Raw genomic sequence first — 24410 nt, forward strand, 5'->3', positions numbered from 1 at the left:
TAGTTTTACAGCGCAGATTGTATGTGTATAAAGCAAAGGTTTTTGTTTGGTAAAACTCATTAACCTTGTTTTTGCTATAATAATTGTTAGCTTGGTTTTAAATCGGCTTTGTAAAACACCATGTCTTCTTTATTGTTTAAATACATATGAAAGTTTTACTTGCCGGTGCCAATGGTTACATAGGAACAAGGCTTATCCCGGTTTTGCTGGAGAAAGGTCATGATGTAGTTTGCCTGGTACGCGATAAGCGCCGTTTTCATGAGCACAGCGATTTTAGTAAACGGGTTACCCTGATTAACGGCGATTTGCTGAAGGAGGCGGATATTGAAGCTTTCCCCGAAGATATTGATGCCGCTTATTACCTGGTTCATTCCATGTCGCAGGCGCAGGATTTTGCGGCTTTGGAGGTGTTATCGGCTTATAATTTTATCCAGGCCCTTGATAAAACCAATTGCAGGCAAACCATATTTTTAAGCGGTATTACCAACGATGAAAACCTGAGCCGGCACCTTGAATCGCGCAGGCATGTAGAGGACGTATTAAAGGAGGGCAAGGCTGCGCTTACCGTGTTAAGGGCAGCCATCATCATCGGTTCGGGCAGTGCATCGTTCGAGATCATCCGCGACCTTACCGAAAAACTGCCTATCATGACGGTTCCGCGCTGGGTAAATACCCGTTGCCAACCCATTGCCATCCGCGATGTGTTGGGCTACCTGGAGGCCGTAATGCTTAACCCCAAAACATTTAACAAAACATTTGATATTGGCGGCCCGGATATTTTATCGTTTAAAGATATGATGCTGGTGTATGCCAAAGTGCGTAAGCTTAAACGGCATATATTTATTATACCGTTCCTCTCGCCAAAAATCTCGTCGTACTGGCTTTACTTTGTAACCTCTACCAGCTATACACTGGCCCAAAGCCTGGTAAACAGTATGAAGAACGAAACCATCATGAAAGACCATGCCATTGACGACATTGTACCGCACAAGTGCCTTACCTATGAGGAAGCGTTAAACCTGGCCTTTGTAAAAATCGAGCAAAATTCTATAGTATCCAGCTGGAAGGATGCCCTGAATATGGGCTACCTTACCACCAGCTTTATGGATCAGATAAAGGTGCCCCAAAACGGCACGCTTGAGTATAAAGTAAAAGTGCCCTTTGAGCGCGATAGCCAGGATGTGTTTGTAAATTTCATGTCGGTAGGGGGCAATAGGGGTTGGTACTATTGGGACTGGATTTGGAACCTGCGCGGTTTTCTTGATAAACTATTCGGCGGCGTAGGCTCGCGCCGGGGCCGTACCAGCAGTATTAATATAGCACCGGGCGATGTGATAGATTTTTGGAGGGTATTATTGGCCGATAAGGAGAGCAAACGTCTTTTACTATATGCCGAAATGAAGCTGCCCGGCGAGGCCTGGCTTGAATTTAAAATAATTGAACGTAATGGCGCTAAAAATCTGAGCCAGGTAGCTACCTTTAGGCCCAGCGGCCTTTGGGGCAGGTTGTACTGGTACGCCATGTGGCCATTCCACCTGTTTATTTTTAAAGGAATGGCCAAAGAGATTGTACACTATGGAGAAGTTCATTAGTCTTTTTTGTTCATTGGTTCACTGGTTCATTAGTTCATTGGTCTTTTCTGGTGGATTATTAATTTATAAACTATTCTAATGAGCTCTTTACCAATGAACTAATGAATCAATGAACGGAAAAATGAACAATATATTAATAACAGGCGGCTCGGGCGGCTTAGGTAAACGGTTAAGTAAGCATTTGCTGGGCAAAGGCTACCAGGTAAGCGTGCTGAGCAGGACACCTGGTGGCGACAATAACGTTAAAACCTTTTTGTGGGATGTAAATAAAGGCGCTATTGATGAGCATTGCATTGATGGCGTAGATACTATTATTCACCTGGCTGGCGCCGGTATTGCCGATAAGCGCTGGACAGATGAACGCAAAAAAGAGATAGTCGAAAGCCGTACCAAATCAATAGCGCTTATTTATGACCTGGTAAAAAACAGGGCCAATAAGGTTGCAACGGTAATATCCGCTTCGGGCATTGGCTATTATAATGATAGGGGCGATGAGCTGCTGACAGAAGCCAGTGCACCTACTCATGATTTTATATCCCAATGTTGTGTTGAATGGGAAGCCGCTGTTAACGAAGGCGAAAAATTGGGGCTGCGGATATTAAAATTCCGTACGGGTGTGGTTTTGGATAAAGATGCTGGGGCATTACCAATGTTGGCGCTCCCGGTAAAATTATATGTTGGCTCGCCTATAGGCACCGGCAAACAATGGATCCCGTGGGTTCATTGGCAGGACGTAATTGATATGTACCTTTTCGGCATCGAAAATAAGGGCCTGAAAGGCGTGTACAATATGGTGGCGCCAAACCCGGTTACCAACGCGCAAATGGTACAAGCGGTGGCCCGCCAGATGCGTAAGCCACTATGGGCTCCAAGGGTTCCGGCGTTTTTACTGAAACTGTTGTTGGGCGAAATGAGTTCACTGGTTTTGGGAAGTACCAAAGTATCGGCACAAAAAATTACGGATGCGGGCTTCAGTTTTAAATACCCCGAAGTAGCCGATGCATTAAAAGAGATTTATGGATAATAACACACCCGTTACCATCTTCTGGTTTCGGCGCGATTTGCGTTTAAATGACAATGCCGGTTTGTACCGGGCGTTAAAAAGTGGCAACCCGGTTTTGCCCGTATTTATTTTTGATCAGGAGATACTGGATAAGCTGGAAGATAAAAGCGATGCAAGGGTAACTTTCATTTATAATACCATCGAAAACCTGCGCAGCCAGCTACATAAACATGGCAGCAGTTTGCTGGTTGTGTATGACAAGGCAACCAATGCCTGGGACAAGATCATCAAAGAATACCCACTTGCAGCAGTATACACCAACCATGATTATGAACCCTACGCGACGAAACGCGATGACGTTGTAAAGGAGAAACTAAAACAGCACGGAATCGCCTTCCATACTTTTAAAGACCAGGTAATTTTCGAAAAAGATGAGGTTACCAAGGATGATGGTAAGCCTTATACGGTTTATACGCCTTATCAGCGCAAATGGTACGCAACGCTTAAGCCATTTTTTTTAAAAAGCTACCTCACCGAAAAATACCTCGACAAGCTGGTGGAAATTCATCACCTGCCGCTACCGTCATTAAATGAGATGGGTTTTGTAAAAAGTGAAGCCAACTTTCCCGACCAGGAATACAAAGAGATAATTGGCGACTATGCAGCAAAGCGGGATTTTCCTGCCAGCAAAGGCACCTCGCATATCGGCTTACACCTTCGTTTTGGCACGGTAAGCATTCGTGAGTTGACTAAAACAGCGCACGCCCATCACAACAAAACCTGGCTGAACGAGCTGATATGGCGGGAATTTTATATGATGATACTGCACCATTTTCCACATACGATGGATTCTGCTTTCAGACCCGAATACGACCGGATAAAATGGGTAAATGATGAAGGCCAGTTTAAAGCCTGGTGCGAAGGACAAACCGGCTACCCGATTATTGACGCGGGTATGCGGGAGTTAAATGCAACAGGTTTTATGCACAACCGGGTGCGCATGATTGTAGCCAGCTTTTTAACCAAAGATTTGCTGATTGACTGGCGTTGGGGCGAACATTACTTTGCCCGTAAGCTGTTAGATTACGAGATGGCCAGCAATGTTGGCGGCTGGCAATGGGCTGCAGGCTCGGGTACTGACGCTGCGCCTTATTTCAGGATTTTTAATCCCGAATCGCAAACCAAAAAGTTTGACCCTGAACTGAAGTACATAAAAAAATGGGTTCCGGAATATGCCGATTTCAGCAAGTATCCTAAACCCATTATCGATCACGCCTTTGCACGCGACCGTTGTTTAAAAGCTTTTAAAGCCGCATTGGCAAAGTAATATTAGTTAGTTATGGTAACTACTGTAAAATCAAACCGCATACTAACGTTGCCAGCTATGCTTGCGGCACTGTTACCTCCTCTTCCGTAAGCATATCTTGATGGCAGCAGAAGTGTAACTGCTGCACCAGTTGTTAGTCCCTGGAGGCCTTGTGCAACACCTGGTACCACACTATCAATAGATAACGACGAGGCGGTACCGTCAGTAGCGCTTGCATCAAACTGTACACCTGTTAAATACTTGCCGCTGTAAGTCGCAGTAAAGGTGGAATATTGATCTAACGGATCTGTACCCGTACCCGGGATGGTTACCTTGTAATAATAACCTCCAGGTGTTTTGGTAAAGCCGGTTAAACTATTCGTCGTTTTGTAATTGTTGATGATTTGATCGTCATATAAATTTTGATCAGAAACTACGTTTACATAGTAATCCAGGCATTGGTTACCGGCAATACGAGTGTTTACGTTACTGGAACTACCGCTGCCAGAACCATTAACGCCATATGCCAAACGAGATGGTATCAATATTCGTGCCCTGGTGCCTTTATACTTGATAATGTTATGGATGGCTATCTGGAGGCCCTTAGGAAGGCCGGAGCCGGAGTTGATGTGCCCCACAAAGCCATCATAATGATTGTTTGTAAGCGAATCTAAATTAGTATACTTTCCGTCAAATGATTTTAAGGTAAATACAAATTTTACGGTATCCGAATAGGCCATAGGTGTAGTAGTGGCGCCCTGCGATAGTATCTGGTAATAAATACCGCTGGTATCCCCATCGGATGTATCGCGTACCATTCCGGTAAGGCCATTGGCTTTAATGTAGTTTTGGATATTGGTGGCGTCGTATTGCGTAATATTCGGATCGTCGCTGGTTTTGCGGCAAGATAATAACCCTACAGAAATAAGGAATAAAAGCGTAAAAGTAATTTTTCTCATTTATATTATTTGTTACCGGTAAGCGGCGCGTAATTATCAGCCTTTACCTTCATTATTGTCTTTTAGTTTGTTACGTTATAAAGCTGTATGTTAAAATCAAGCACCGAATTTGCCGGCAAATGTATCGAATCCTGTGCATATGGGCCGTAAGCGTAGCGTGATGGTATCAATAACCGCACTTTGCCCCCCTTTTTTATCTGTGGCACACCCAACTGCCATCCCCTTATCACGCTCCCTAATGTGTACGACGGGTGAAAATTATTGGTTTGCGCAAATGTAAAACCGGTAGTTAGTATTTGCCCCGTAAATCCTACTGTTATGGTTGTGGAACTGGTATACAAATCGTTGCCTGAACCTCCCTCGCCTGTTTTAATAATATAATATACCCCGGTGGTGTCAATTCTTTTGGCACTGTCCCCGGGGTGTGCTGCTACATAATCGCTTATGATCTTATCATCAACACCCTTTTGAATATTATACTGCACCATCGGGTCGACAGATTTTTTACATGCGCCCAAGCCAGCCATCAAAACCAATAACAAAACCAGTAACCTGTTCATTTTTTCAAAAGGCAAATTTATTCTTTTATAATAGAAAAACGGCAGCTTAACATTTTTTAACACATTCAATTAAAAAAAGCACCGCAGTGGTATACAAAAACATCTGTATCAGCAAAAAACGTATTCCAATCAAAAAAATTATCTGTGCTTTTTGTCATTGGTCATTATCGCTGCGCTTGTCATTGGTCATTTCGCTTCGCTGTCATTGGTGGATTTATTAAAAAATTAAAACAATCGTTAGCCAATCAAACTTGGCCCTTAATGACTAATGACTAATGACTAATGACTAATGACTAATGACTAATGACTAATGACTAATGACTAATGACTAATGACTAATGACTAATTAAGGTTTATAGTTAATGGTAAGTTTATTGATCTTTTTGAGCATTTCGGTAAGGTACTCTTTATCAGCTTCGCTGATGTGCTCGTTAAGGTAATTGTTAAACTGTTTTACTACGGCGCGGGCCTGGTGGCGTTTTTCTTTGCCAAGTTCGGTCAGGTAAATTTTTACCGAGCGTTTGTCGCCCTGGTTTGATTCGCGGTAAATAAGCCCGGTTTTTTCCAGCTGGCTGAGCATCCTTGATAAGCTGGTTGATTTAAGGCCCAGTAAAGCTGCCGCCTGCGATACCGTGGTGCCTTCGTTTTCGTCGATATTGATTAACAGGTAGCCGATAGATTGTGTAATGCCAAACTCTGTAACCAACTGGTTATACCTGTTGGCCACGGTTTGCCACACAATCTTCAAAAAATAATCGATGGTTTCCTGGTGCTTTACGCCTTTATGCATCTTTAATAGTATAGGTTATACGTTGTACGTGATACGTTTTTATTTTCGGTTTCCCTAAGCAATTACGGTTTCTGTTGTAACAACGTTGCGAAAGTACATCTTATTTTCTTCACCTTTAATCAACGTAAAACGTTTCAACCGTGTTGTGCTGGATAAGTTGTAAGTTATACGTTTATCTTATCGTACGATTATCTGTTTCTGCGGAGCAATTACGATAAAGGAAAGCTACCCTCCTGATAACCGTAAACGTATCACGTACAACGTAAAACAAATACGCTAATATCCTACTGTTGTATCATCCCCCCTTGGGTCAGCGCCGCCTTCGTAGTAGCCTGATGGTTTTTTCAGGATGGCATCTACGCGGCCTATACCTCCGGTGGGTTTTGTTTTGTAGCCTTTGGCCTCAAGCCTGGATATGGTTGCACTATCAACGCCATCCCGCTCAAAAACAACTTCATCCGGCAACCACTGGGAGTGGAAACGTTTGGAGCTTACTGCCTTTTGCATGTTTTGGTCAAACTCTATCACATTCAATATCGTTTGAAAAACAGAGGTTATAATGGTAGAGCCGCCAGGAGTGCCCACTACCATAAACAGCTTGCCGTCTTTTTCGATGATGGTTGGCGTCATGGATGATAGCATGCGTTTGCCCGGCTGAATGCTGTTGGCTTTGCCACCCACCAGGCCGTACATGTTAGGTACGCCGGGTTTCGAGCTAAAATCGTCCATTTCATTATTTAATAAGAAACCCGCGCCGTTTACAAATATTTTAGATCCGAAACTATCATTTAGCGTAGTGGTGATGGATACCGCATTACCATCCTTATCTACTATCGAGTAGTGGGTGGTTTGGTCGCTCTCGTATCCAACAAAAGTGCCGGGTTTTATGCTGGCGCTTGGTGTGGCTGCATCCCAGCTAAAATTACTCATTCGTGATGTGATGTACGCTGGTTTAAGCAGGCTATCAACAGGTACTTTATAAAAATCAGGGTCGCCAAGGTATTTAGAGCGATCGGCGTACACCCGGCGTTCGGCCTCAACAATTAACCTGATGGTCGAATCCTGGTTATAGCCCCATCGTTTTAAAGGATATTTTTCTACAGATTGAAGTAACTGCAGTAACGCAATGCCTCCGCTTGATGGTGGCGGCATGGTAATTATTTTGTACCCCTTGTAATTGCCTGTTATAGCCTCGCGCCAAACCGAATGGTAATTTTTAAGATCTTCTTTGGTCATCAGCCCGCTGCCGTTTTTCATTTCGGCAACAATCTGGTTGGCTACTACGCCATCATAAAAACCGTCGCGGCCTTTATCGCGGATAAACTCGAATGTTTTGGCAAGGTCTTCCTGCACCAGTACATCGCCTTCTTTCCATCCGCCTTGTTTTAAAAGATAGTTTTTGCCGGGGTTCAGTTTTATAAATTGAGCCTGGGTGCGGTTAAGGTCGCTGGCCAGGTGTTTGGTTATTTTAAATCCGTTACGGGCCAGGTCAATTGCCGGCTGCACCAGGTCGGCCCATTTCAATTTGCCGTATTTTTTGTGGGCGGTTACCATCCCATCTACCGATCCGGGGACTCCCGAGGCCTGGTGGGTATACAGGCTCATATCCGGAATTACATTCCCTGCCGAATCAAGATACATATTTGCACTAGCGGCACCAGGGCCTTTTTCCCTGAAATCAAGCGTGCTGGTTTTACCCTTGCCCGAGCGGAAGACCATAAACCCTCCGCCGCCGATATTGCCCGCCTGCGGGTGCGTAACGGTTAATGCAAAATGTACAGCCACGGCGGCATCAACAGCGGTGCCGCCTTTCTTTAAAATATCAACCCCCACCTGCGAAGCATCCGGATAAGCGCAAACTACCAGCCCATTACTGTATTGGCCAGTATTGCTTATACCTGATTGCCCATGTACGTATCCGGCGGGTATAAACAAAAGTACCGCCATAGCAAGGCCAAGATGTTTGTTGTTTTTTATTTTAAAAGAGTGTAATATCATTATCAACTAAAATTATTTTCACTAAAGTAACCTATTTATAGGCAAAAACCCACGGAAAAAGCTCATTATTTGGGGTTGAAAATCAATGGACTGGGCACAATTTGGCGTCGATTTTAAGCCGAAATAGCATAAAAAGCATATTTGAACGTTTATTTACCTGAACATTTGGGTCTAAAATGGGTTAAACCTATGTTAAATTCAAATGTCATTGCATTACCTGTTTAATTCATTTACTAAAACTACTACATGAAAAAAATCATTTACATCCTGTCGTTATCGGTTTCGTTTTTATTGATAAACCAGCGTTCGCAGGCGCAGGATTACAAGGCCGCGGCCGGTTTAAAGTTTGGCGCTTATGAGATAGGCCCATCAGGAAAATATTTTTTGAACCAGACTACGGCTATTGAAGGTATCCTGGGCATACGCGATCATGGTATAGTAATTACCGGTTTGTACGAAATTCATACCCGTGCTTTTAATGTTGATAAGCTAAACTTTTTTTATGGTTTTGGCGGTCACTTAGGCTCGATAGGCAGTGGTTATTACAAACGTTTTGGCAGCGATGCCCAATATTATAAAGACAGGCATCTTTTATTTGGCGCCGATGGTGTGGCAGGCCTGGAGTGGGTAATACCCAACAGCCCCATTGCCGTAAGCCTTGATCTGAACCCGCGCCTTGAAGTAGCTACCGGTCCGTTTTTTGATATCGCGCCCGGTGTTGGCGTGAAGTATATTTTTCAGTAAAGAGAGCCTCACCCTGCCCTCTCCAAAGGAGAGGGTTCTTGAATATTCAATTAAATACCTCGAAATTTGCCATTACGCAAATCAAAAGTCCTCTCCTTTGGAGAGGATTATTCGCATTTTAAATTTGCTTTGGCACTCATGATAGCTACGCTGTTTAGGTGAGGCTTAATGCACCACAATCACCTTCTTAGCATAAGCCTTGCTGCCCAGTGTGGCCCTTAATATATACACACCGGGCTGCACTCCTGTTACATTCATAACTGTGCTGAAATTGCCCTGCGGGATGCTTTGCTTTTCGGAAACTATGGTTTGCCCAACTGAGTTTATAAAGGATAAGTCAAGATCTGTAGCGGCATTGGCTTTAAAAACCACATACAGGTTGGTGCTTGCCGGTACCGGGAAAACGGTTAAACCAATATCGGTAGATTTATCAACATTGGTTGCCGTGCGGGCATAGGCAAATACATCCGATATTACCGCGCAACCGCTGGCAAGCGTATCAACAACCTGGTAATTCCCGCTTTGCAAAGGGTCAAACGTAGCGCCGGCGGCACCCTGTATGGGCTTGCCGTTTAACAGCCACTGGTTGCCTGTTGTAAAGCTGGAGTTTAAGGTATTGTTGCTTTGCACAATAACAGGTTTGGTTAAGGTAACCGCTTTACGCGCCGCCGAAGCACAGCCCAGGCTTTGTAACTTCATATCATAAAAATAGTAATAGAAACCTTTGTAGTAATTGGTGTCGGCGGCATTATCACCGGTGGCATCGTTACCCAGAATGCTGAAGATGTTGCCGATGCTAAAAGGATAACTTGTTACGCCTGCATTATTACGGTATATGGTGGCCGTGTTATCATAGGCAATAGATATTAAGTAATTACCGGCTGCCGGCAGCTCCAGGTTAAGGTCATATACTTTGCCCTGGTCGGCCGGGTCATCGGCCTGTGCGCCGGGTAGGGGGGTGGTGCGGGTGGCCTGTGCGTTGATAGTTGTAGTGGCCACAACCTGCCCGCTGCTGTTGCTTACGTTAAATGTTATTTTGCCCGAATTGCCAATATACAAACGTGCCGACTGAATAACCACCGGAACTTTAGTGTTAACAATCACCGACGGCGTAAATTGGTTATACCCGCCACCCGTAAAAACGTTTTTTGTTGCTGGCCCAACTGTCCCCTTAAAATCATTTACACCTGCATAAAAGGTATTGTTTACAGGAGTTGCCGTGGTATTGGCAGGGCTGCCTGCCGCAATGGGTATAGCATCGTTAATGTTTTGATACCAAAGCATGGTGCCATCGCCCTGCCCTAATAGTTGGTATTGTTTGGTATCGGTACAATAATAGGCACTTAAATCGCCTATTGCCGATGGTGTGTTGATGACGATGGTTGTGGTAACGGTATCGTTGGTTTTTACAGGATCGCCGGTTAAATTGCTGATGGCCGTTATGGTATAAGTGGCGCCGGCCAGGGCATTAAAGTTTTGGGCGAAGGTAAAGTTATCCTGATCGCCGGGGGCAAGGGTGCCCTTGTAAGTACCGGTAAAAGTAGTTACGGTATTGTCGGCGGCAGTTATTTTTACGGTTAATGGAATGTTGGTAATAGCCGCGCTGCCAAAGTTTTTAACCGCGATGGTAACCGGTGTACTTGCCGAACATGCCCCGCTTGACCCCGGGTTAACTATAGATAGCACGCCGGCATCAATACTGGTTTGTAAAAACTGCACCCGGTAGTCCTGCGTTTCGCCTTTGGCATAGCTGCCACAGGCCGTAATATTTGCAGCAGTATTGGTTTCGCTAAGTACTACCCGCATCAGGCTATAAGTTCCGGCTGCAACGTTTGCCGGTATTTTAATGGTTGTATTGTAAGTACCGGTGCCATTTATAATGCCGGTGGTTGTTACAAGTTCGGTATCTTCAAAAATTCCGTTCTCGTTATAGTCAATAAAAACTTTGGCTGCTTTATTGAAGTTGCCGCCGCAGGTACCCAGTGTAAGGCTAAGCGGGTACGATTTATCCTGCTCAAGCTGAACAGTTAAACTGGTATAATCAGAATAGCTTTTGCAACCTGCTGCCGGGCTGTTGTCAATATTAGCCAGCTTAACATTATCTATGCGTGAATCGGCATTACTTAAAGGTGCCGAAGAGCAATAAGCTGTGCCGCCCATCCCGGTAACTATAAGCGAGTAAGCCTGCGGGCCGGATGTTAAAGTGCCTTTGTGCGATACGGTGATGGCGTAAGCCTTGCCGGGTATGGTATTGGCAATATATACCTGCTCTACATTATCCCTAATGTTGTTGCCGGTGGTTGCAGCTGTCGATGGATGGTCGGGATCTAAAACCCAGGCATTGTAAGTGGTGGTGCCATCGCTTACTTTAATATCCAGGTCGTTAATTAGTTTTGGCGTGCGGCTGTTAATGGTGCCATCGGGCAAAACTGTTCCCTGCGGATCCGTCCAGGCAATGGTGGCAATCAAGGCGTTGGCGCCAGATGCCAGTACATTAAATGTTTGGGTTTGGCCCTGGGCAAGCGAGTTTTCCTTTACCATGCTTTTAATGCCATTGTCGGTAATGGCCTGTGCTGCTCTTGGCATATCAAGCAATCCCCAGCCGTAAATATAATCGGGCCCAACGTTGCCGGCATCAAAAGCGGTATGGCAAACCAGCCCTTTCAGCGTGGCCGACTTCATGAAACTTCCGCTGTTTTTTTGCGAATAATACTCCTGCAACAAATACAACGAGCCGGTGATATTTGGTGCAGCCATCGAGGTGCCCGATAAGGTAAGGTACGACGTAGCGTTCTCTATCCCTACCGAAGTTACATTAACCCCATCGCCCACAATATCCGGCTTAACGCGGCCATCATCCGTAGGGCCCCAGCTGCTGAAATAGGCAATACTCACATCGCCCCTGTTGGTAGGGCCCGATGGCAGCGGATTTACCGCGCCAACCGTCAGTGTGTTTTTAGCGTTGCCTGTAGTGCTGATGATGTCATAGCCGCTGTTGTCGCTTATGGTTGTGGGGCGGGCGCCTTTGTTTACAATGGTTTGATCGGTGCGGCTGCGGTAGCCGTAGTAGGTTGTACCTATGGCCGGCCCGTTGCTGGCCCTGCTGTTACCTGCCGATTCTACAATAAGATAATAGGGGGCCGTGTAGGCTATTTTATCCCATGATTGGGCACGGGTATCGTAAAACCCAAAAGTGTAATCAACGGTATCGCCCGGCAGGCCGTACCACTCCCAGCGGCTGGCATCGCTGTTGTAATCCCAACCGGCAACATCGCCATAAGAATGGTTTGATAATAACAAGCCTGCTGCCGCGCCGCTCATTTCAGCTACATCGTTATCAAAATCCCATGATAACAGGCTGCTGGCGTTAAACGCCATACCTTTTGCCGGTGCGTAAACACCTTTGGCAATCATGGTGCCGGCCACATGCGTAGTATGGTCAAGCACCGAAGCGCCATCTTTTATGGTGATGGCTTTGCCCGCAAATTCCTGGTGCGCGGTATAAACCGAACCTCCATCCCAAATGGCCAGTTTACCAACAAGGTTGCTGCCCGATCCTGAAAGATTTAACCCTAATGAGCCGCCTGGCTGTACGGCGTTGGTTCCTGTTGTAGCCGCGGCCGTTGTATTGTTGTGCGTGGTAAGATATATAGGAAAACCAAGGCTGTTTACGCCCTGTAAAAACACGTGGTTGCCATTGCGCGACCGGCGTGTAACCGGCCAGCCTTTTTGCGCCGCCAATGAAAGGGCCTGTTGCTTATTTACAATGAATGTACTCCTCAATTGCGAAGAAAAGCTGCTTAATTCGGCTTTTTTTGCATCGCTAACCAGCGGTTGCTGGGCAAATGTTTGAACTGCAATACACAGCAGAAAAAAAGAAGTACATACCGCGGCGTATCGCTTATTCATAGGCTTGAAATATAGGTATTTTATGGGGAAAGAATCAAGAGTCAAGAATCAAGAGTTAAGACTTTTAAATAGTTAACAAGAAAGCGCCAAAAAATTATTTTTCCGGCGCTTTCTTGTTCTTCTACCTGTTTTTCCCGTCTTGATTCTTGACTCCTGATTCTTGGCTCTCTTCCTACGAAAGATATTTCCCTACTATCGGCATTCTGCGGCCCATGCCAAACGCCTTGGGCGATACCCGTAATATCGGCGGGGTTTGGTAACGTTTATGCTCGGCGGAGTTAGTGAGCTTGATCACCCGGCGCACGGTTGCTTCATCGTAACCCATTTTAATGATCTCGGCAGATGAGCGGCGGTATTCAATATATTCTTCCAATATCTTATCCAGTATGTCGTATTCAGGCAGCGAATCTGTATCCTTTTGATCGGGCCTTAACTCGGCCGATGGCGGTTTTACGATGGAGTTTATCGGGATGATCTCTTTATCTTTATTAATATGGCGGGCCAGGGCAAATACCTGGGTTTTGTATACATCGCCTATAACAGAAATGCCGCCGCACATATCGCCGTATAAAGTGCCGTAGCCCACAGCTGCTTCGCTTTTATTGCTGGTATTAAGTAGTATATAGCCAAACTTATTGCACATGGCCATTAACAATATAGCCCTGCTGCGCGATTGGATATTCTCTTCGGCAATGTTAAACGGCAGGTTTTTAAACTGCGGGTGCAGCGATGTTTCTATAGCCTGGGTAATATCCTTTATGGCGATGGTCTCGCTTTTACAACCCAGGTTAGCCACCAGGTCTTCGGCGTCTTTCAGTGAATGATCGGTTGAAAAACGGGATGGCAGCAAAACAGCCATTACATTTTGAGCGCCTAATGCCTCGGCAGCAAGTGCGCAAACTACGGCAGAATCGATACCGCCGGACAGGCCTAAAATTGCCTGCTTGAAGCCCGATTTATAAAAATAATCGCGGATGCCTAATACAATGCCCTGGTGAATTTGTTCAATATCGCCAGGCCTATCTGTTTTCATGGTTGTTGGATGCTCAAAGCTGATGGTATTATCATCATTAAGGGTATAGTAAGCCGTGCTTTCTTCAAAATAAGGCATTTCATCTATCAGTGTGCCCGCATTATCAAACACCAGCGATCCGCCGTCAAAAATCAGTTCGGTTTGTGCGCCTATATTGTTGATATATAAAAGGGGCAGCTTGTAACGGCTGGCGTTATCGCTTAAAATAGCAATCCGCGTTTCATCATGGTTATAGGCAAATGGCGATGCCGCGATATTAATCATTACATCAGGCTGCTGATGGATCAGAATATCCATAGGGCGGGTGATGTATAATGGGTTTTCAATCGTGTTCCACAAGTCTTCACAAATGGTAAGCGCTATTTTTTTGCCTTTAAATTCAATACAGTTAAAATCGGTTGATGGTTCAAAATAGCGATATTCGTCAAATACATCATAATTGGGCAATAGCGCTTTATTTACTACGGCTTTAACCTTACCATCTTCAATAAAATAGGCCGAATTATTTAAATCCTTGCCTTCCGTTTTATTATTAAATGTTGGCAGGCCAATAATACAGGCTATATCAATACATACCCCGGCTATTTTTTTTGCCGATTCTTCGCACAGGCCAATAAACTCGTCAAATTCCAGGAAATCACGGGCCGGATAGCCGCACACGCATAATTCGGCAAAAACCACCAGGTCGGCGCCGTTTTGCTTGGCTTTTAGTATATGGTCAATTATTTTGGCCGTGTTCGATTCGAAGTTACCTATATGATAGTTAAGCTGGGCTAATGCAATTTTCATGGATGGTATAGTAACGTATTAATGCAAATAAAAATTATTTTTGCTCAAAGGATAAATATGATAACTACCCGGTATAAAGCAAAACAAATTTACTTAATTTTTTTTATCGGTCTGATATTGTCGGCCTGCGGGCGCAACAAAAAGGTTGATGTAAGTAATATTGACCTTGAGGTGAAGATTGAACGCTTTGACCAGGATTTTGACGCCATGCGCACCCAGCCCATGGCGCAGCAGGCTATTCACCTGCATAATAAGTATAAAGTATTTTACCAGGATTTTATTGAGCGTATTTTACCGGTGGGCAGCATTAGGGATACCGCATATTTTAAAACCCTGCGCAACGTGTTTGCCAACAAAGCCTATAACGACCTGAGGCACGATGTGGAGGCTACTTACCCCAAACTGGATAAGCAGGAAGCCGAACTTACCGATGCATTTAAGCATATTAAATATTATTATCCGCAAAAAAGGATTCCAAGGGTTTACAGCTACTTTTCGGGCTTCCAGGCGCAAACATCTATAGGCGATGGGTATTTTGCTATCGGGCTCGATTTGTTTTTGGGCGCCAATTCGCGATTTTACCCTTCCATCACCAGCGCGTTCCCGCATTATTTATCAAGGCACTTTACGCCCGAAAATATTACACCACGCGTGGTTGAAGGCATTGCCCGCGAAGATATGTTCCCCGAGAGTGATGAAGATAAATCACTTTTAACAAAAATGATTTACAACGGCAAAATCATGTATTTTATGGACAAAATTTTGCCCAATGCCGGCGATACCCTGAAAATAAGCTACACCCGCGACCAGCTAAAATGGTGTACCGATTTTGAGCCGAAGATATGGGCTTACTTTTTGGACGAGAACCTGTTGTATGAAACCGACTATCCCAAAATTCAAAAATACCTTACCGAAGCTCCTTTCACTCCCGGCCTTGGCGAACGCAATGAATCGGCCCCCAAACTTGCCGTATGGACGGGCTGGCAAATTGTACGTGCCTATATGGATAAACATCCCGAAGTTACCCTGCAACAGCTGATGGCCAATAAGGATGCGCAGAAAATATTAAATGAATCAAAGTACAGGCCGAAGTAGGTCTCCCCAGCCCCCTGAAGAGGAAGCTTTTGACTTGCTTTTATCAGATAAAATGTCATTTCGATAGAGCACGCGGGGGGAGTTGCGGGGAGCGCGAAAGAGAAATCTTTTTACGCCCTGGAATCCGACGGTCTACCTTGATTGCAGGGCGTAAAAGATTTCTCCTCACCCCCTGCGCGCAAACCCCTTTAGGTTCGTCGAAATGACATTTTGTTTTTGATCAAAATAATTTTAAACGTAATGCTTTGAACCAAAAAAGCCCCGACCAAAATGGACAGGGCTTTTATAATATGATTTCCCAAACTCCCCCTTCAGGGGCCGGTGGGCTTTACTTCATTATTGCGAAAACAGCTTTTAAAGCTATCAGGGTACCAATTAACAATGCTGCGTTGGCTATCCATGAGAAATAAGCTGAGTTTTCATCGCCTGCAAAACGGATAAATACACCAAAAATGCCTATGATGATTGCGACAACTAATAGTTTGTAATGTTTCTCTGCGTTAGCGTTTTCCATTGACTCCATGATACCGATATTTTTTGTACCGCAAAAATAGAAATGTTTACCGAAAATGCTACTAAATTTTTATGATTTTATAGTGCCGAAAAATGCCGGGTGTTTTCGTTTATAATACCTGTACAATAGCCACAAGCCGATGGCTGCTAAAATGAATACCCAGATATTGGCGAAACCAACGGCCAGATTGATAAAAAGCGACCATCCATAAATTAATGCGCTAACCAAACGTTTAGAAGCAGGCAGCTGATATGCTGATGCATCATTACTTGGTAATACCTCTTTTAATACCGTTCTGCTTTGGTAAAAACTTAATATTACGGTACTAAACTTTACATCCTGGTCTGTTTTAAGGTTAGCAATTTTTCTGTCGACAATGTCATCTTTAGCCGTGAGTTGTTTTTCCGGGTCGATCTTTTCACCGGTGTTAGCCTCCTGCTTCACCGCATTTTCCCTGTTTTCGCGCTTAAGCTTTGATGACAAGTAATCAAGAGATTTATCTTCGATGTTCATTTTCCTGCTCTCCACATATAGCCCTATCCGGGCAACCTGGTTCATGAAATCTTCCAGGTGATTTGGAGGAACGTTGACTGTCATATCGGCAACGCTGCTAAACGAAGAAATGTGCATCACAGAATCATTACCGACGCTAAGGTCCTGGCTGCCTTCATTTGTTGTTTGCATTTGGTGATGGATTACCATGCCCCCATATTTTGCAGTTAAGGCGGTAACCGTTTCTGTGGCTTTGCCAACATCTTTTACTTTTACACGCATATCGGCCGTTTTAACCAGCTTAGCATCGTCAAGTTTGTCGGTTTGGGCCGCAACTGCAGCAGGCGATGCGCTGACCGTATCTGCGCTATTAGTGCTTTTTTCGTTGTCGTAACTTCCGCCAGATCCCTTACAAGCGCCCAGCAGCAATACTCCCGCCGCAAGGGCAGTAAAAATTTTTGTTTTCATGATGTTAATTTGTTTTTTGGTTACTATTGATACCAAAAAGGGCATTTAGGTGACCCTTATATTTAAGAAAATCAGTAAGTTATGATGATTAGCTGGGCGTTGGTTAAAGACTCAGCCGCTCATGGGTATTATCTAACCATAATCTGCTCCAAACCATTTTCAATACCCTTCGTCAACGTTCCCGAAAGGAATGAAAATACTACTCAGGGTTTTATCGCACTTAAAAAAGCCGGGTGTTTTCTTTTATAATATCTGAATAAAATCCATACCCCTATCGCGGCTAAAACAAATACCCAAAGATTGGTAAGCGCTAAAATTAACTCGGTAAACATAAACCAGCCATAAGCCAGTGAATTGAAAAAGCGTTTGCCGAAAGATAGCTGATAGGCCGATGGATCATCATTGGCGATGGTTTCCTGGATGATGATATTGCTTTCATAAAAGTTAAGGTTAATTACGCTGAACTTAACGGCAGCATCTATTTTAAGGTTGTCAATTTGCCCATCTACCATATCATCCTTTAACAATAATACATTCAGTGGATTTTTGATGGTCACCTTGCCTTTCTTTTGTTGATCTACCAATTCTTTACGGCTCTTCAGTTTTAGTTTTGCAGATAAGTAATCGAGCGATTTATCTTCAATATCCATTTTGCTGAGGGCAACATGCGTACCCATATGGGCCACCTGGTACATAAAATCCTCCAGCTTATCCGAGGGGACTTTAATGGTCATATCTTCGTTGGTATTGAATGCCGATACCCTGCGTACAGAGTCGCCACTGATGCGGTAATCCTGGCTACCCTGGGCCGATGACTCCATTTGGTGATGCATTACCATGCCGTTGTGTTTAACCGTCAGTGCTGTTATTTTTTCGGCCGTTTGCTGTACGTTTTTTACTTTGAAACGCATATCGGCCGATTTTACAAGCTTGGGTTGTACAAATAGGGAAGTATCGGCCATCTTTTCTCTATCCAACGTGGCCGAATCGGCGCTGCTACTGTTGTTAATAGCTTCGTAATTTCCCGACCTGCCTCCCTTACAAGCGCCCAGCAGCAATACTCCCGCCGCAAGGGCAGTAAAAATTTTTGTTTTCATGATGTTAATTTGTTTTTTGGTTACTATTGATACCAAAAATGCCATTTAGGTAACCCTACGTACGAGATAATCAGGGGATTAAAGTTGAGGGCAGATTGACTTAATGAAGTGTTTGGCGGAACGCTGGCGACGACTCACCCCGCCGATGTTATATCCCGCAAAGTTTCGCCAGCTTTTCACCAATGAACTAATGAACCATTGAACCAATGAACTAACCCTCCTCCTTCAAACTATCCACAGGATTAGCTATTGCTGTTTTGATAGATTGAAAGCTCACGGTTATCATGGCAATTACAACAGCCGCCAGCGCGGTAACCACAAATACCCACCATTGGATGTTTTGCCGGTAAGCATATCCCTGCAGCCATTTTTGCATTGCCAGCCAGGCTAATGGGGTGGCAATAGCAATGGCAACCAGTACCAGTTTGATGAAATCTTTTGATAGCATGGTTACCAAACTGAACACCCCGGCACCTAATATTTTGCGGATGCCTATTTCGCGGTTACGCTGGCTGGCGGCATAAGCCGCAAGGCCAAATAAGCCCAGGCAGGCTATCATAATGGCAAGGGTGGTAAATACTGCGAACAGGGTCCCCATGCGCTGCTCGGTGCGGTAAAGGGCGTCAAAATCGGCATCCATAAATGAGTATTCAAATTGCTGGTTTGGGGCAAGCTTTTTCCACTCATGCGCTGCCTGGTTTAAAAAAAGCGGCAGGTTTTTGGTATTCACTTTAACGCAAAGCAACTGCCGCCAATCCTGGTCCATCACCATAACCAGCGGACTGATATTATCCCTTAACGAACTGAAGTTGAAATCTTTTACCACACCAATAACATGATATGTTCTGGCATTTGGCCCCTGCCCGGTAGTGAGCGTTTTGTTTAAGGCGTTGTTATTAAAGCCCAGCATATTTGCCGCTGTTTGGTTAATGACCATGCCCGATGAGTCGGAACGGAACTGGCCGGAAAAGCCGCGGCCTGTTAACAGGTGCATGCCCATCGTATGCAGGTAATCTTCATCAACCGACCAGTACTCGGCCATCAAGCCGCTTTTATGTTCGCTGCTGATGCTGTTTGGGAAGTGGGTGGTGTTGGTAGGGTAGTAGGCGCTAAGTGTGGCGTTTACCACGCCAGGTAATTGCTTTACCTGCTGTTTTAGTAACTGCGGATTGTTTAAGGCGTTTACATTTTTTACCAGTAGTAACTGGTCACGGTTAAAGCCAAGGTCTTTATTTTGGATATACCTGAGTTGGTTGTAAACTACCATGGTGCCGATGATCAGGAAAATGGATATCGAAAACTGGAATACCACCAAAAAGTTGCGCAGCATACCTCCTTTAAACCCGGTTGATATTTTGCCCTTTAAAACATGGGCAGGATGAAAGGCCGACAGGAAAAAGGCAGGGTACGATCCGGAAACAATACCAACAATAACGATAATAATCGCCAAAGCAGGTAACAGCCAGCTAACCAGTTGCGTGCTTATCGTTATCTGTTTCCCGGCCAGCTGGTTAAATGCAGGTAACAACGTCCATGCCACTAACACCGCCAAAATGGTAGCTGCCAGGGTAACAATAAATGATTCGGACAGGAACTGTACCATGAGCGCCCAGCGCGAGGAGCCCAGTACTTTGCGCACCCCAACTTCGCGGGCACGGTTGGCAGCACGGGCGGTTGAAAGGTTCATGAAGTTGATACAGGCCAGCACCAATATAAATAATGCAATGGCCGAGAATATATATACATACTGAATGTTGCCGTTTGGTCCCAGTTCGCGTTGGCGGTTTGATTGCAGGTGTATATCTTTTAGCGGCGTTAAATTCAGGCGGATATAGTTACCGCCTTTTTCAAATTTATCCATATTCATACTGCCGTTAAGCCAATGGCGCATCAGGGCAGGCAGTTTGCCCTCGAGGCGGGTGGGGCTTGCACCTGGCTTCAGCAAAATATAGGTGCCGAAACTAAAATGATTAAAAGTTTTGTCGCGCGATGATTCCTGCGACAAAATGGAAAGGAAGAAACCGGCCGTAAAATGCGATTGCACCGGTACATCTTTAACAACCCCGGTTATTTTATGCGGGATGCTATCTGTATTAATGGTGAGTGTTTGGCCCACCACCTCGGTTTTGTTAAAGTATTTGATGGCCGACGATTCGGTAAGTACAATAGCGTTAGGATCATTAAGCGCGGTTTTCGGGTCGCCATTAATCATGGGCAGGGTAAATATCGAAAACAGGGATGGGTCGCAATAGATTACTTTATCTTCGGCAATATCCTGGCTGCCTTTTTTAAAGCGGATATTTAAGGCAGGCGAAATCCTTACCGCGTTTTCAACCTCAGGGAAATTGCTTTTTAAAGCATCGCCCACAGGGGGCGCGGCAATGGCAAATGAAGTTATTACGCCTCCATATTTTAAATCGGTGTTTACCCGGTAAATGCGTTCATATTTGGTATTGTACCTGTCGTAACTCAACTCATCAACCACGTACAGCACAATAAGCAGGCAGGTTGCCAGGCCCAGTGCCAGCCCTATAATATTGATAAAAGTAAACCCCTTGTTTTTTAACAGGGAACGGAACGCGGTTTTGAGGTAATTCCTGATCATAGCTTTATTGTTGATAAGATAAAGCTATAACTAAATATTTAGTTAATCAAGGAGGCAAAGGAAAATAGGCTGATTTTTGTAAAATAATTCTAAATTAAAACCCCAAATGGGAACCTTAATGAAAGTACCATGAATAAAGCAATAAAAAATCGATACGGGATTAAATTTGAAAACGTCATCGTTGAGAGGGGGCAATTTGGTAAGGAAATACACAAAGTGGTAGATGTTAATATATTTTCGTTGGGCGTTTTTCTGATGTGTTGGATTAAGCCTGATAAAATAGATCAGCGTCTACTTCCGGACATTTATGACGTATTAAATGGTGTTTCCGGTTTGAGAGAGAATGGCTCTCCAACAATTCAAATAGAGATTACGCGTACTGAAACCGTTTTTTATGATAATCGCGCCGGCTATGATTGGCCAAGAATCCCCACTACTGATTTCAAAGAAATTATTGAGGCATGGAGAAATTTTCTTTTGGAACCACCGCTTGATAGGTCTGAAGTTGACTAAATAATATTCGGACTGTGTTCTTTTGTCATAGTTCTGTTAAATCCCGTCCCGTCAGGGTCGCTTTGAAAAAGGACCCTGACAGGACAGTAGTCAAAGTAGCCGCCAGCTCGGGTGGGGTAATAGCGAATGAAGCCAAGTTGCTGCCGTATTTTAAATCCATATTTACACGGTAAATTCGGTTGGCTTGGGTATTAAACCTGTCGTAGCTTGATTCATCAACCACGTAAAACACAATGAGCAGGCAATTTGCCAGCCCCAGGACCAGCCGTAAAATGTTAATGTTGGTAAAATCCTTTGTTTTTAACAGGCTGCGGAAAGCGGTTTTAATAAAGTTTTTAAGTATGGCAGGTGGGTTTTATTTGCTTACCATGGTTGGTAACAACGCATATACCTGGTTGTTAAATAAAGTTAAACTAAGTTAAATACCATTATAGGTCGCCTGATGCTAAGTGTTACTTGCCGAAAACTTCGATAAGTTTTTTATCAAGCATATCTACGTAACCATCACAATCACCTCTTGTTTCCCATGCTGCATGATCGCCCAAATATCGGCCTGCAACATTTCCTTTTTTATCAATCAAAATTAATACCGTGGGCGGCATACTCGTAACGTTGTATTGGTTTTGTAAGCCGTCGTTATATTTTATCAAAATATTATGCCATTTTTCTAATCCATTTTCCTGCATAGCTCTCTTCCAGTCTTTATTATTATCGTTCAGGGATATGCCTATTATCTCCAATCCACCAGCATGGTATTTTTTATATAGGTTCAACAGGTGAGTTGCCTCGTTGCTTTTATACAAACTAAAACTGGCCCAAAAATAGAGTAACACATAATTTTTGCCTCTGAATGATTTTAGATCGAGCGTTTTTCCTCCTACATCTTTCCTGGCAAATGCCGGCGCTATACCTCCGCGTGCCGAAACTGCGTGCTTTGAGATGGTTTTGCACAAGGCTTTACCTGCAACGCTGTTTTTTACAGAATCGGTAAATGAATTATAGAAAGTAGTTGCAGAGTCAAGCGGCAACTCTTGTATACCATTAAAGTGATAATTGGTTAAGTATGGACTTAGATACGAGGATGGATTTTTGGTAATAAACTTATAGTCTATTTCGATTTCCTGTCGATTATATTTATCAAGTTTGCTACCCAGCTTCATCACAGCAGCATGATTTTTTGGAGTATTGCCAACTCTTGATATTTCATTCATTTTTCCGTTTATTTCATATTTAGCTTTTTTTATATATTGCTTTTGTTTTTCTATTTTAAACCAATCGTCCTGCATGGCCGACCCTGTAATTACAGCATTGGTAGTACTATCGCCTGTAAGTGCAATGGTCATATTCCCCGGAGTTAAAAACACTTCATTTATACCCCAGTCGTGATTTGAAAGCGGCTTGCTATTAAAATAAAATTCGGCATAAAGCGGACTGGGGATAAAGCCGGTGAAAGAAAAAGAACCTTTTTTTACAAAAGCTTTACGCTTTAGTCTTTGGTTTCCAATAGTATATGTTAACCATACAGTATGGGTTTTACGGTCGGTAGTGCTACCTTTTAGTATAAAATTATTCTTGGCTTTTGTTTTTTGGGCATAAGCTATACAAGTAAATAGCATCAGTAATAACAATAGGGGAAATTTATGTTTCATAGAGTAGGTTTAGCCATTAAACTTAACGAAATTATGAGTGTTTGCAATGGTAGATAATATTAAAATAGACTAATATTTTTACCTTTCAATTATGCTGATTATAGTTTAATTATCATTCATTTGCATTATAAAACAAATCCCATTATGTCATTACAACCAGGCCAGGCGGCACCACAATTTACATTAGTATCATCAGCATTAAAAACTGTATCACTGGCCGATTTTAAGGGCCGTAAAGTGGTATTACATTTTTTTCCTTTGGCATTCACCGGCGTTTGTACCACGCAATTGTGCACCATGCGCGATAGCTTTGGCTATTATGATGGGTTAAACGCTACCATACTGGGCATCTCTGTTGATTCGCCTTTTTCGCTGGCTAAGTTTAAAGAAGAAAATGGTTACCAGTTTGATTTGTTGTCAGACTTTAACAAGGAAGTATCTACCGCTTACGAAGCCATTTATGCCGATTTTGTGATGGGCCTGAAAGGCGTTTCAAAACGTGCCGCATTTGTTATCGACGAAGAGCAAAATATCATTTACGCCGAAGTACTGGAAGTAGCTACAGACCTGCCAAACTTTGAGGCCATTGCCGAAGCTGTAAAATAAAGGCGATAAGAAATCTTTTCGCGCAAAGAGTTAACGAATTAAAGTCGATTTAATATCGAACACCGAATAATGAAGGAAAAACTTCGGTGTTCGATATTGTTTTTCACTTCTGCTTCTTTTAACTTAATAGCATTGCAGGAGCCTTTACCCGCCGGGGTTTAGGTGGGCTCATTATAATAGCCATGTGTGAAAGTTTACCATTATCCAAACCCTATCGGGCGCAGCAATGCCAGGGTGCCATCGACTTACTTTTATCCCCCTCACCAATTAAAAACCTACCCCGTTCCCGTCAAATAAATTTTATATATTTATTCCCGAAAATGAATAACCTTGATGCCTTATAAACCCGGATTACATTTATTATCTGAATTCAGTACCGATAAACCTAACCTGTTACAATCAAGTGCGGCCTGCAGGCAGTTGTTTGATCAGCTCATCGATACCTATCAGTTAGCCAAAGTTGGCGAAGTTTACCACGATTTTGATGGCGGTGGGTTTACCGCTGTAGTATGCTTAACCGAGTCGCATATGTCTATCCATACCTGGCCCGAGTATGGTATGGCCACTTTTGATGTGTTTTTATCCAACTATCAAAAAGAAAACGACGATAAGGCACGCGCTATTTACCAGGGTGTTATCGCTTTTTTTGAAGGCGTGGAGATACAGCAAAACGAAGTAAAAAGGTAAT

The 24410-nt window shown here is 43.8% G+C and carries 20 protein-coding genes; 9 read left to right on the forward strand and 11 right to left on the reverse strand.

What is annotated here, in order from left to right; genetic code table 11:
* Positions 1-146: 146 nt before the first annotated feature.
* The 3 genes from AC1DV1_RS16445 (at position 147) to AC1DV1_RS16455 (ending at position 3922) form a co-directional block, all read left to right on the forward strand.
* Positions 147-1592 (forward strand): SDR family oxidoreductase, encoded by a 1446-nt coding sequence (locus AC1DV1_RS16445; RefSeq protein WP_477361082.1) that lies wholly within the window; start codon positions 147-149, stop codon positions 1590-1592.
* 121 nt (positions 1593-1713) lie between these two features.
* Positions 1714-2616: a TIGR01777 family oxidoreductase gene (locus tag AC1DV1_RS16450; RefSeq protein WP_477361084.1), complete on the forward strand. Its 903-nt coding sequence runs from the start codon at positions 1714-1716 to the stop codon at positions 2614-2616.
* Positions 2609-3922, forward strand: coding sequence for a cryptochrome/photolyase family protein (locus AC1DV1_RS16455; RefSeq protein ID WP_477361086.1), 1314 nt, complete (start codon positions 2609-2611; stop codon positions 3920-3922). Before AC1DV1_RS16450 ends, AC1DV1_RS16455 begins: the two co-directional genes overlap by 8 nt.
* 2 nt (positions 3923-3924) lie before the next feature.
* On the opposite strand, the gene AC1DV1_RS16460 is transcribed toward AC1DV1_RS16455, so the two are convergent.
* From AC1DV1_RS16460 to ggt, 4 genes are all read right to left on the reverse strand, one after another.
* On the reverse strand, positions 3925-4860 hold the full coding sequence (locus AC1DV1_RS16460; protein WP_477361088.1) for an FKBP-type peptidyl-prolyl cis-trans isomerase: 936 nt from the start codon (positions 4858-4860) through the stop codon (positions 3925-3927).
* A 62-nt stretch (positions 4861-4922) separates the two neighbouring features.
* On the reverse strand, positions 4923-5420 hold the full coding sequence (locus AC1DV1_RS16465; protein ID WP_477361090.1) for an FKBP-type peptidyl-prolyl cis-trans isomerase: 498 nt from the start codon (positions 5418-5420) through the stop codon (positions 4923-4925).
* 346 nt (positions 5421-5766) lie between these two features.
* Positions 5767-6210, reverse strand: a complete 444-nt coding sequence (locus AC1DV1_RS16470) for a MarR family winged helix-turn-helix transcriptional regulator (protein ID WP_477361092.1) — start codon at positions 6208-6210, stop codon at positions 5767-5769.
* 276 nt (positions 6211-6486) lie between these two features.
* Entirely contained in the window at positions 6487-8208 is a 1722-nt protein-coding gene (gene ggt, locus AC1DV1_RS16475) for a gamma-glutamyltransferase (RefSeq protein WP_477361094.1), read from the reverse strand.
* 246 nt (positions 8209-8454) lie between these two features.
* On the opposite strand from ggt, the gene AC1DV1_RS16480 reads away from it, so the two are divergent.
* Complete coding sequence (locus AC1DV1_RS16480) at positions 8455-8952, forward strand: hypothetical protein (protein WP_477361096.1); 498 nt, start codon at positions 8455-8457, stop codon at positions 8950-8952.
* A gap of 165 nt (positions 8953-9117) precedes the next feature.
* Here the strand turns inward: AC1DV1_RS16480 and AC1DV1_RS16485 are convergent, their stop codons facing one another.
* Positions 9118-12861, reverse strand: coding sequence for a S8 family serine peptidase (locus AC1DV1_RS16485; RefSeq protein ID WP_477361098.1), 3744 nt, complete (start codon positions 12859-12861; stop codon positions 9118-9120).
* 172 nt (positions 12862-13033) lie between these two features.
* Positions 13034-14683, reverse strand: a complete 1650-nt coding sequence (locus AC1DV1_RS16490) for an NAD+ synthase (protein ID WP_477361100.1) — start codon at positions 14681-14683, stop codon at positions 13034-13036.
* A gap of 57 nt (positions 14684-14740) precedes the next feature.
* Between AC1DV1_RS16490 and gldB the strand changes: the two genes are divergently transcribed.
* Complete coding sequence (gene gldB / locus AC1DV1_RS16495) at positions 14741-15778, forward strand: gliding motility lipoprotein GldB (protein ID WP_477361102.1); 1038 nt, start codon at positions 14741-14743, stop codon at positions 15776-15778.
* Between the two features lie 328 nt (positions 15779-16106).
* Here gldB and AC1DV1_RS16500 read toward each other — a convergent pair whose 3' ends face one another.
* The 4 genes from AC1DV1_RS16500 to AC1DV1_RS16515 form a co-directional block, all read right to left on the reverse strand.
* The gene (locus tag AC1DV1_RS16500) at positions 16107-16301 is read right to left on the reverse strand and encodes a hypothetical protein (protein ID WP_090651678.1); all 195 of its coding nucleotides are present in this window, start codon (positions 16299-16301) and stop codon (positions 16107-16109) included.
* Positions 16302-16361: 60 nt separating this feature from the next.
* Positions 16362-17252, reverse strand: coding sequence for a DUF4349 domain-containing protein (locus tag AC1DV1_RS16505; RefSeq protein WP_477361104.1), 891 nt, complete (start codon positions 17250-17252; stop codon positions 16362-16364).
* A 203-nt stretch (positions 17253-17455) separates the two neighbouring features.
* A complete protein-coding gene (locus AC1DV1_RS16510) occupies positions 17456-18349 on the reverse strand; it encodes a DUF4349 domain-containing protein (RefSeq protein ID WP_477361106.1) in 894 nt (297 codons plus the stop codon).
* Between the two features lie 211 nt (positions 18350-18560).
* On the reverse strand, positions 18561-20954 hold the full coding sequence (locus AC1DV1_RS16515) for an ABC transporter permease (protein ID WP_477361108.1): 2394 nt from the start codon (positions 20952-20954) through the stop codon (positions 18561-18563).
* Positions 20955-21083: 129 nt separating this feature from the next.
* Here AC1DV1_RS16515 and AC1DV1_RS16520 point away from each other — a divergent pair, with 129 nt between their 5' ends.
* Positions 21084-21467, forward strand: coding sequence for a hypothetical protein (locus tag AC1DV1_RS16520; RefSeq protein ID WP_477361110.1), 384 nt, complete (start codon positions 21084-21086; stop codon positions 21465-21467).
* A gap of 233 nt (positions 21468-21700) precedes the next feature.
* Complete coding sequence (locus tag AC1DV1_RS16525) at positions 21701-21889, forward strand: hypothetical protein (protein WP_477361112.1); 189 nt, start codon at positions 21701-21703, stop codon at positions 21887-21889.
* 30 nt (positions 21890-21919) lie between these two features.
* Here AC1DV1_RS16525 and AC1DV1_RS16530 read toward each other — a convergent pair whose 3' ends face one another.
* Positions 21920-23116 carry a redoxin domain-containing protein gene (locus AC1DV1_RS16530; RefSeq protein ID WP_477361114.1) on the reverse strand — a complete coding sequence of 399 codons (1197 nt, stop codon included), beginning with the start codon at positions 23114-23116 and terminating at the stop codon, positions 21920-21922.
* A gap of 144 nt (positions 23117-23260) precedes the next feature.
* Between AC1DV1_RS16530 and AC1DV1_RS16535 the strand changes: the two genes are divergently transcribed.
* The gene (locus AC1DV1_RS16535; protein WP_477361116.1) at positions 23261-23722 is read left to right on the forward strand and encodes a redoxin domain-containing protein; all 462 of its coding nucleotides are present in this window, start codon (positions 23261-23263) and stop codon (positions 23720-23722) included.
* 333 nt (positions 23723-24055) lie between these two features.
* Entirely contained in the window at positions 24056-24409 is a 354-nt protein-coding gene (locus AC1DV1_RS16540; protein ID WP_477361118.1) for an S-adenosylmethionine decarboxylase family protein, read from the forward strand.
* Position 24410 lies beyond the last annotated feature (1 nt).

It is taken from the genome of Mucilaginibacter sp. P4_D1 (genome assembly GCF_056401935.1).

What these genes read in the sequence shown, in the direction of transcription:
- AC1DV1_RS16445 (WP_477361082.1), top strand. Translation starts at nt 147, where the DNA reads ATGAAAGTTTTACTTGCCGGTGCCAATGGTTACATAGGAACAAGGCTT.
- AC1DV1_RS16450 (WP_477361084.1), top strand. Translation starts at nt 1,714, where the DNA reads ATGAACAATATATTAATAACAGGCGGCTCGGGCGGCTTAGGTAAACGG.
- AC1DV1_RS16455 (WP_477361086.1), top strand. Translation starts at nt 2,609, where the DNA reads ATGGATAATAACACACCCGTTACCATCTTCTGGTTTCGGCGCGATTTG.
- AC1DV1_RS16460 (WP_477361088.1), bottom strand. Translation starts at nt 4,860, where the DNA reads ATGAGAAAAATTACTTTTACGCTTTTATTCCTTATTTCTGTAGGGTTA.
- AC1DV1_RS16465 (WP_477361090.1), bottom strand. Translation starts at nt 5,420, where the DNA reads ATGAACAGGTTACTGGTTTTGTTATTGGTTTTGATGGCTGGCTTGGGC.
- AC1DV1_RS16470 (WP_477361092.1), bottom strand. Translation starts at nt 6,210, where the DNA reads ATGCATAAAGGCGTAAAGCACCAGGAAACCATCGATTATTTTTTGAAG.
- ggt (WP_477361094.1), bottom strand. Translation starts at nt 8,208, where the DNA reads ATGATATTACACTCTTTTAAAATAAAAAACAACAAACATCTTGGCCTT.
- AC1DV1_RS16480 (WP_477361096.1), top strand. Translation starts at nt 8,455, where the DNA reads ATGAAAAAAATCATTTACATCCTGTCGTTATCGGTTTCGTTTTTATTG.
- AC1DV1_RS16485 (WP_477361098.1), bottom strand. Translation starts at nt 12,861, where the DNA reads ATGAATAAGCGATACGCCGCGGTATGTACTTCTTTTTTTCTGCTGTGT.
- AC1DV1_RS16490 (WP_477361100.1), bottom strand. Translation starts at nt 14,683, where the DNA reads ATGAAAATTGCATTAGCCCAGCTTAACTATCATATAGGTAACTTCGAA.
- gldB (WP_477361102.1), top strand. Translation starts at nt 14,741, where the DNA reads ATGATAACTACCCGGTATAAAGCAAAACAAATTTACTTAATTTTTTTT.
- AC1DV1_RS16500 (WP_090651678.1), bottom strand. Translation starts at nt 16,301, where the DNA reads ATGGAGTCAATGGAAAACGCTAACGCAGAGAAACATTACAAACTATTA.
- AC1DV1_RS16505 (WP_477361104.1), bottom strand. Translation starts at nt 17,252, where the DNA reads ATGAAAACAAAAATTTTTACTGCCCTTGCGGCGGGAGTATTGCTGCTG.
- AC1DV1_RS16510 (WP_477361106.1), bottom strand. Translation starts at nt 18,349, where the DNA reads ATGAAAACAAAAATTTTTACTGCCCTTGCGGCGGGAGTATTGCTGCTG.
- AC1DV1_RS16515 (WP_477361108.1), bottom strand. Translation starts at nt 20,954, where the DNA reads ATGATCAGGAATTACCTCAAAACCGCGTTCCGTTCCCTGTTAAAAAAC.
- AC1DV1_RS16520 (WP_477361110.1), top strand. Translation starts at nt 21,084, where the DNA reads ATGAATAAAGCAATAAAAAATCGATACGGGATTAAATTTGAAAACGTC.
- AC1DV1_RS16525 (WP_477361112.1), top strand. Translation starts at nt 21,701, where the DNA reads ATGAGCAGGCAATTTGCCAGCCCCAGGACCAGCCGTAAAATGTTAATG.
- AC1DV1_RS16530 (WP_477361114.1), bottom strand. Translation starts at nt 23,116, where the DNA reads ATGAAACATAAATTTCCCCTATTGTTATTACTGATGCTATTTACTTGT.
- AC1DV1_RS16535 (WP_477361116.1), top strand. Translation starts at nt 23,261, where the DNA reads ATGTCATTACAACCAGGCCAGGCGGCACCACAATTTACATTAGTATCA.
- AC1DV1_RS16540 (WP_477361118.1), top strand. Translation starts at nt 24,056, where the DNA reads ATGCCTTATAAACCCGGATTACATTTATTATCTGAATTCAGTACCGAT.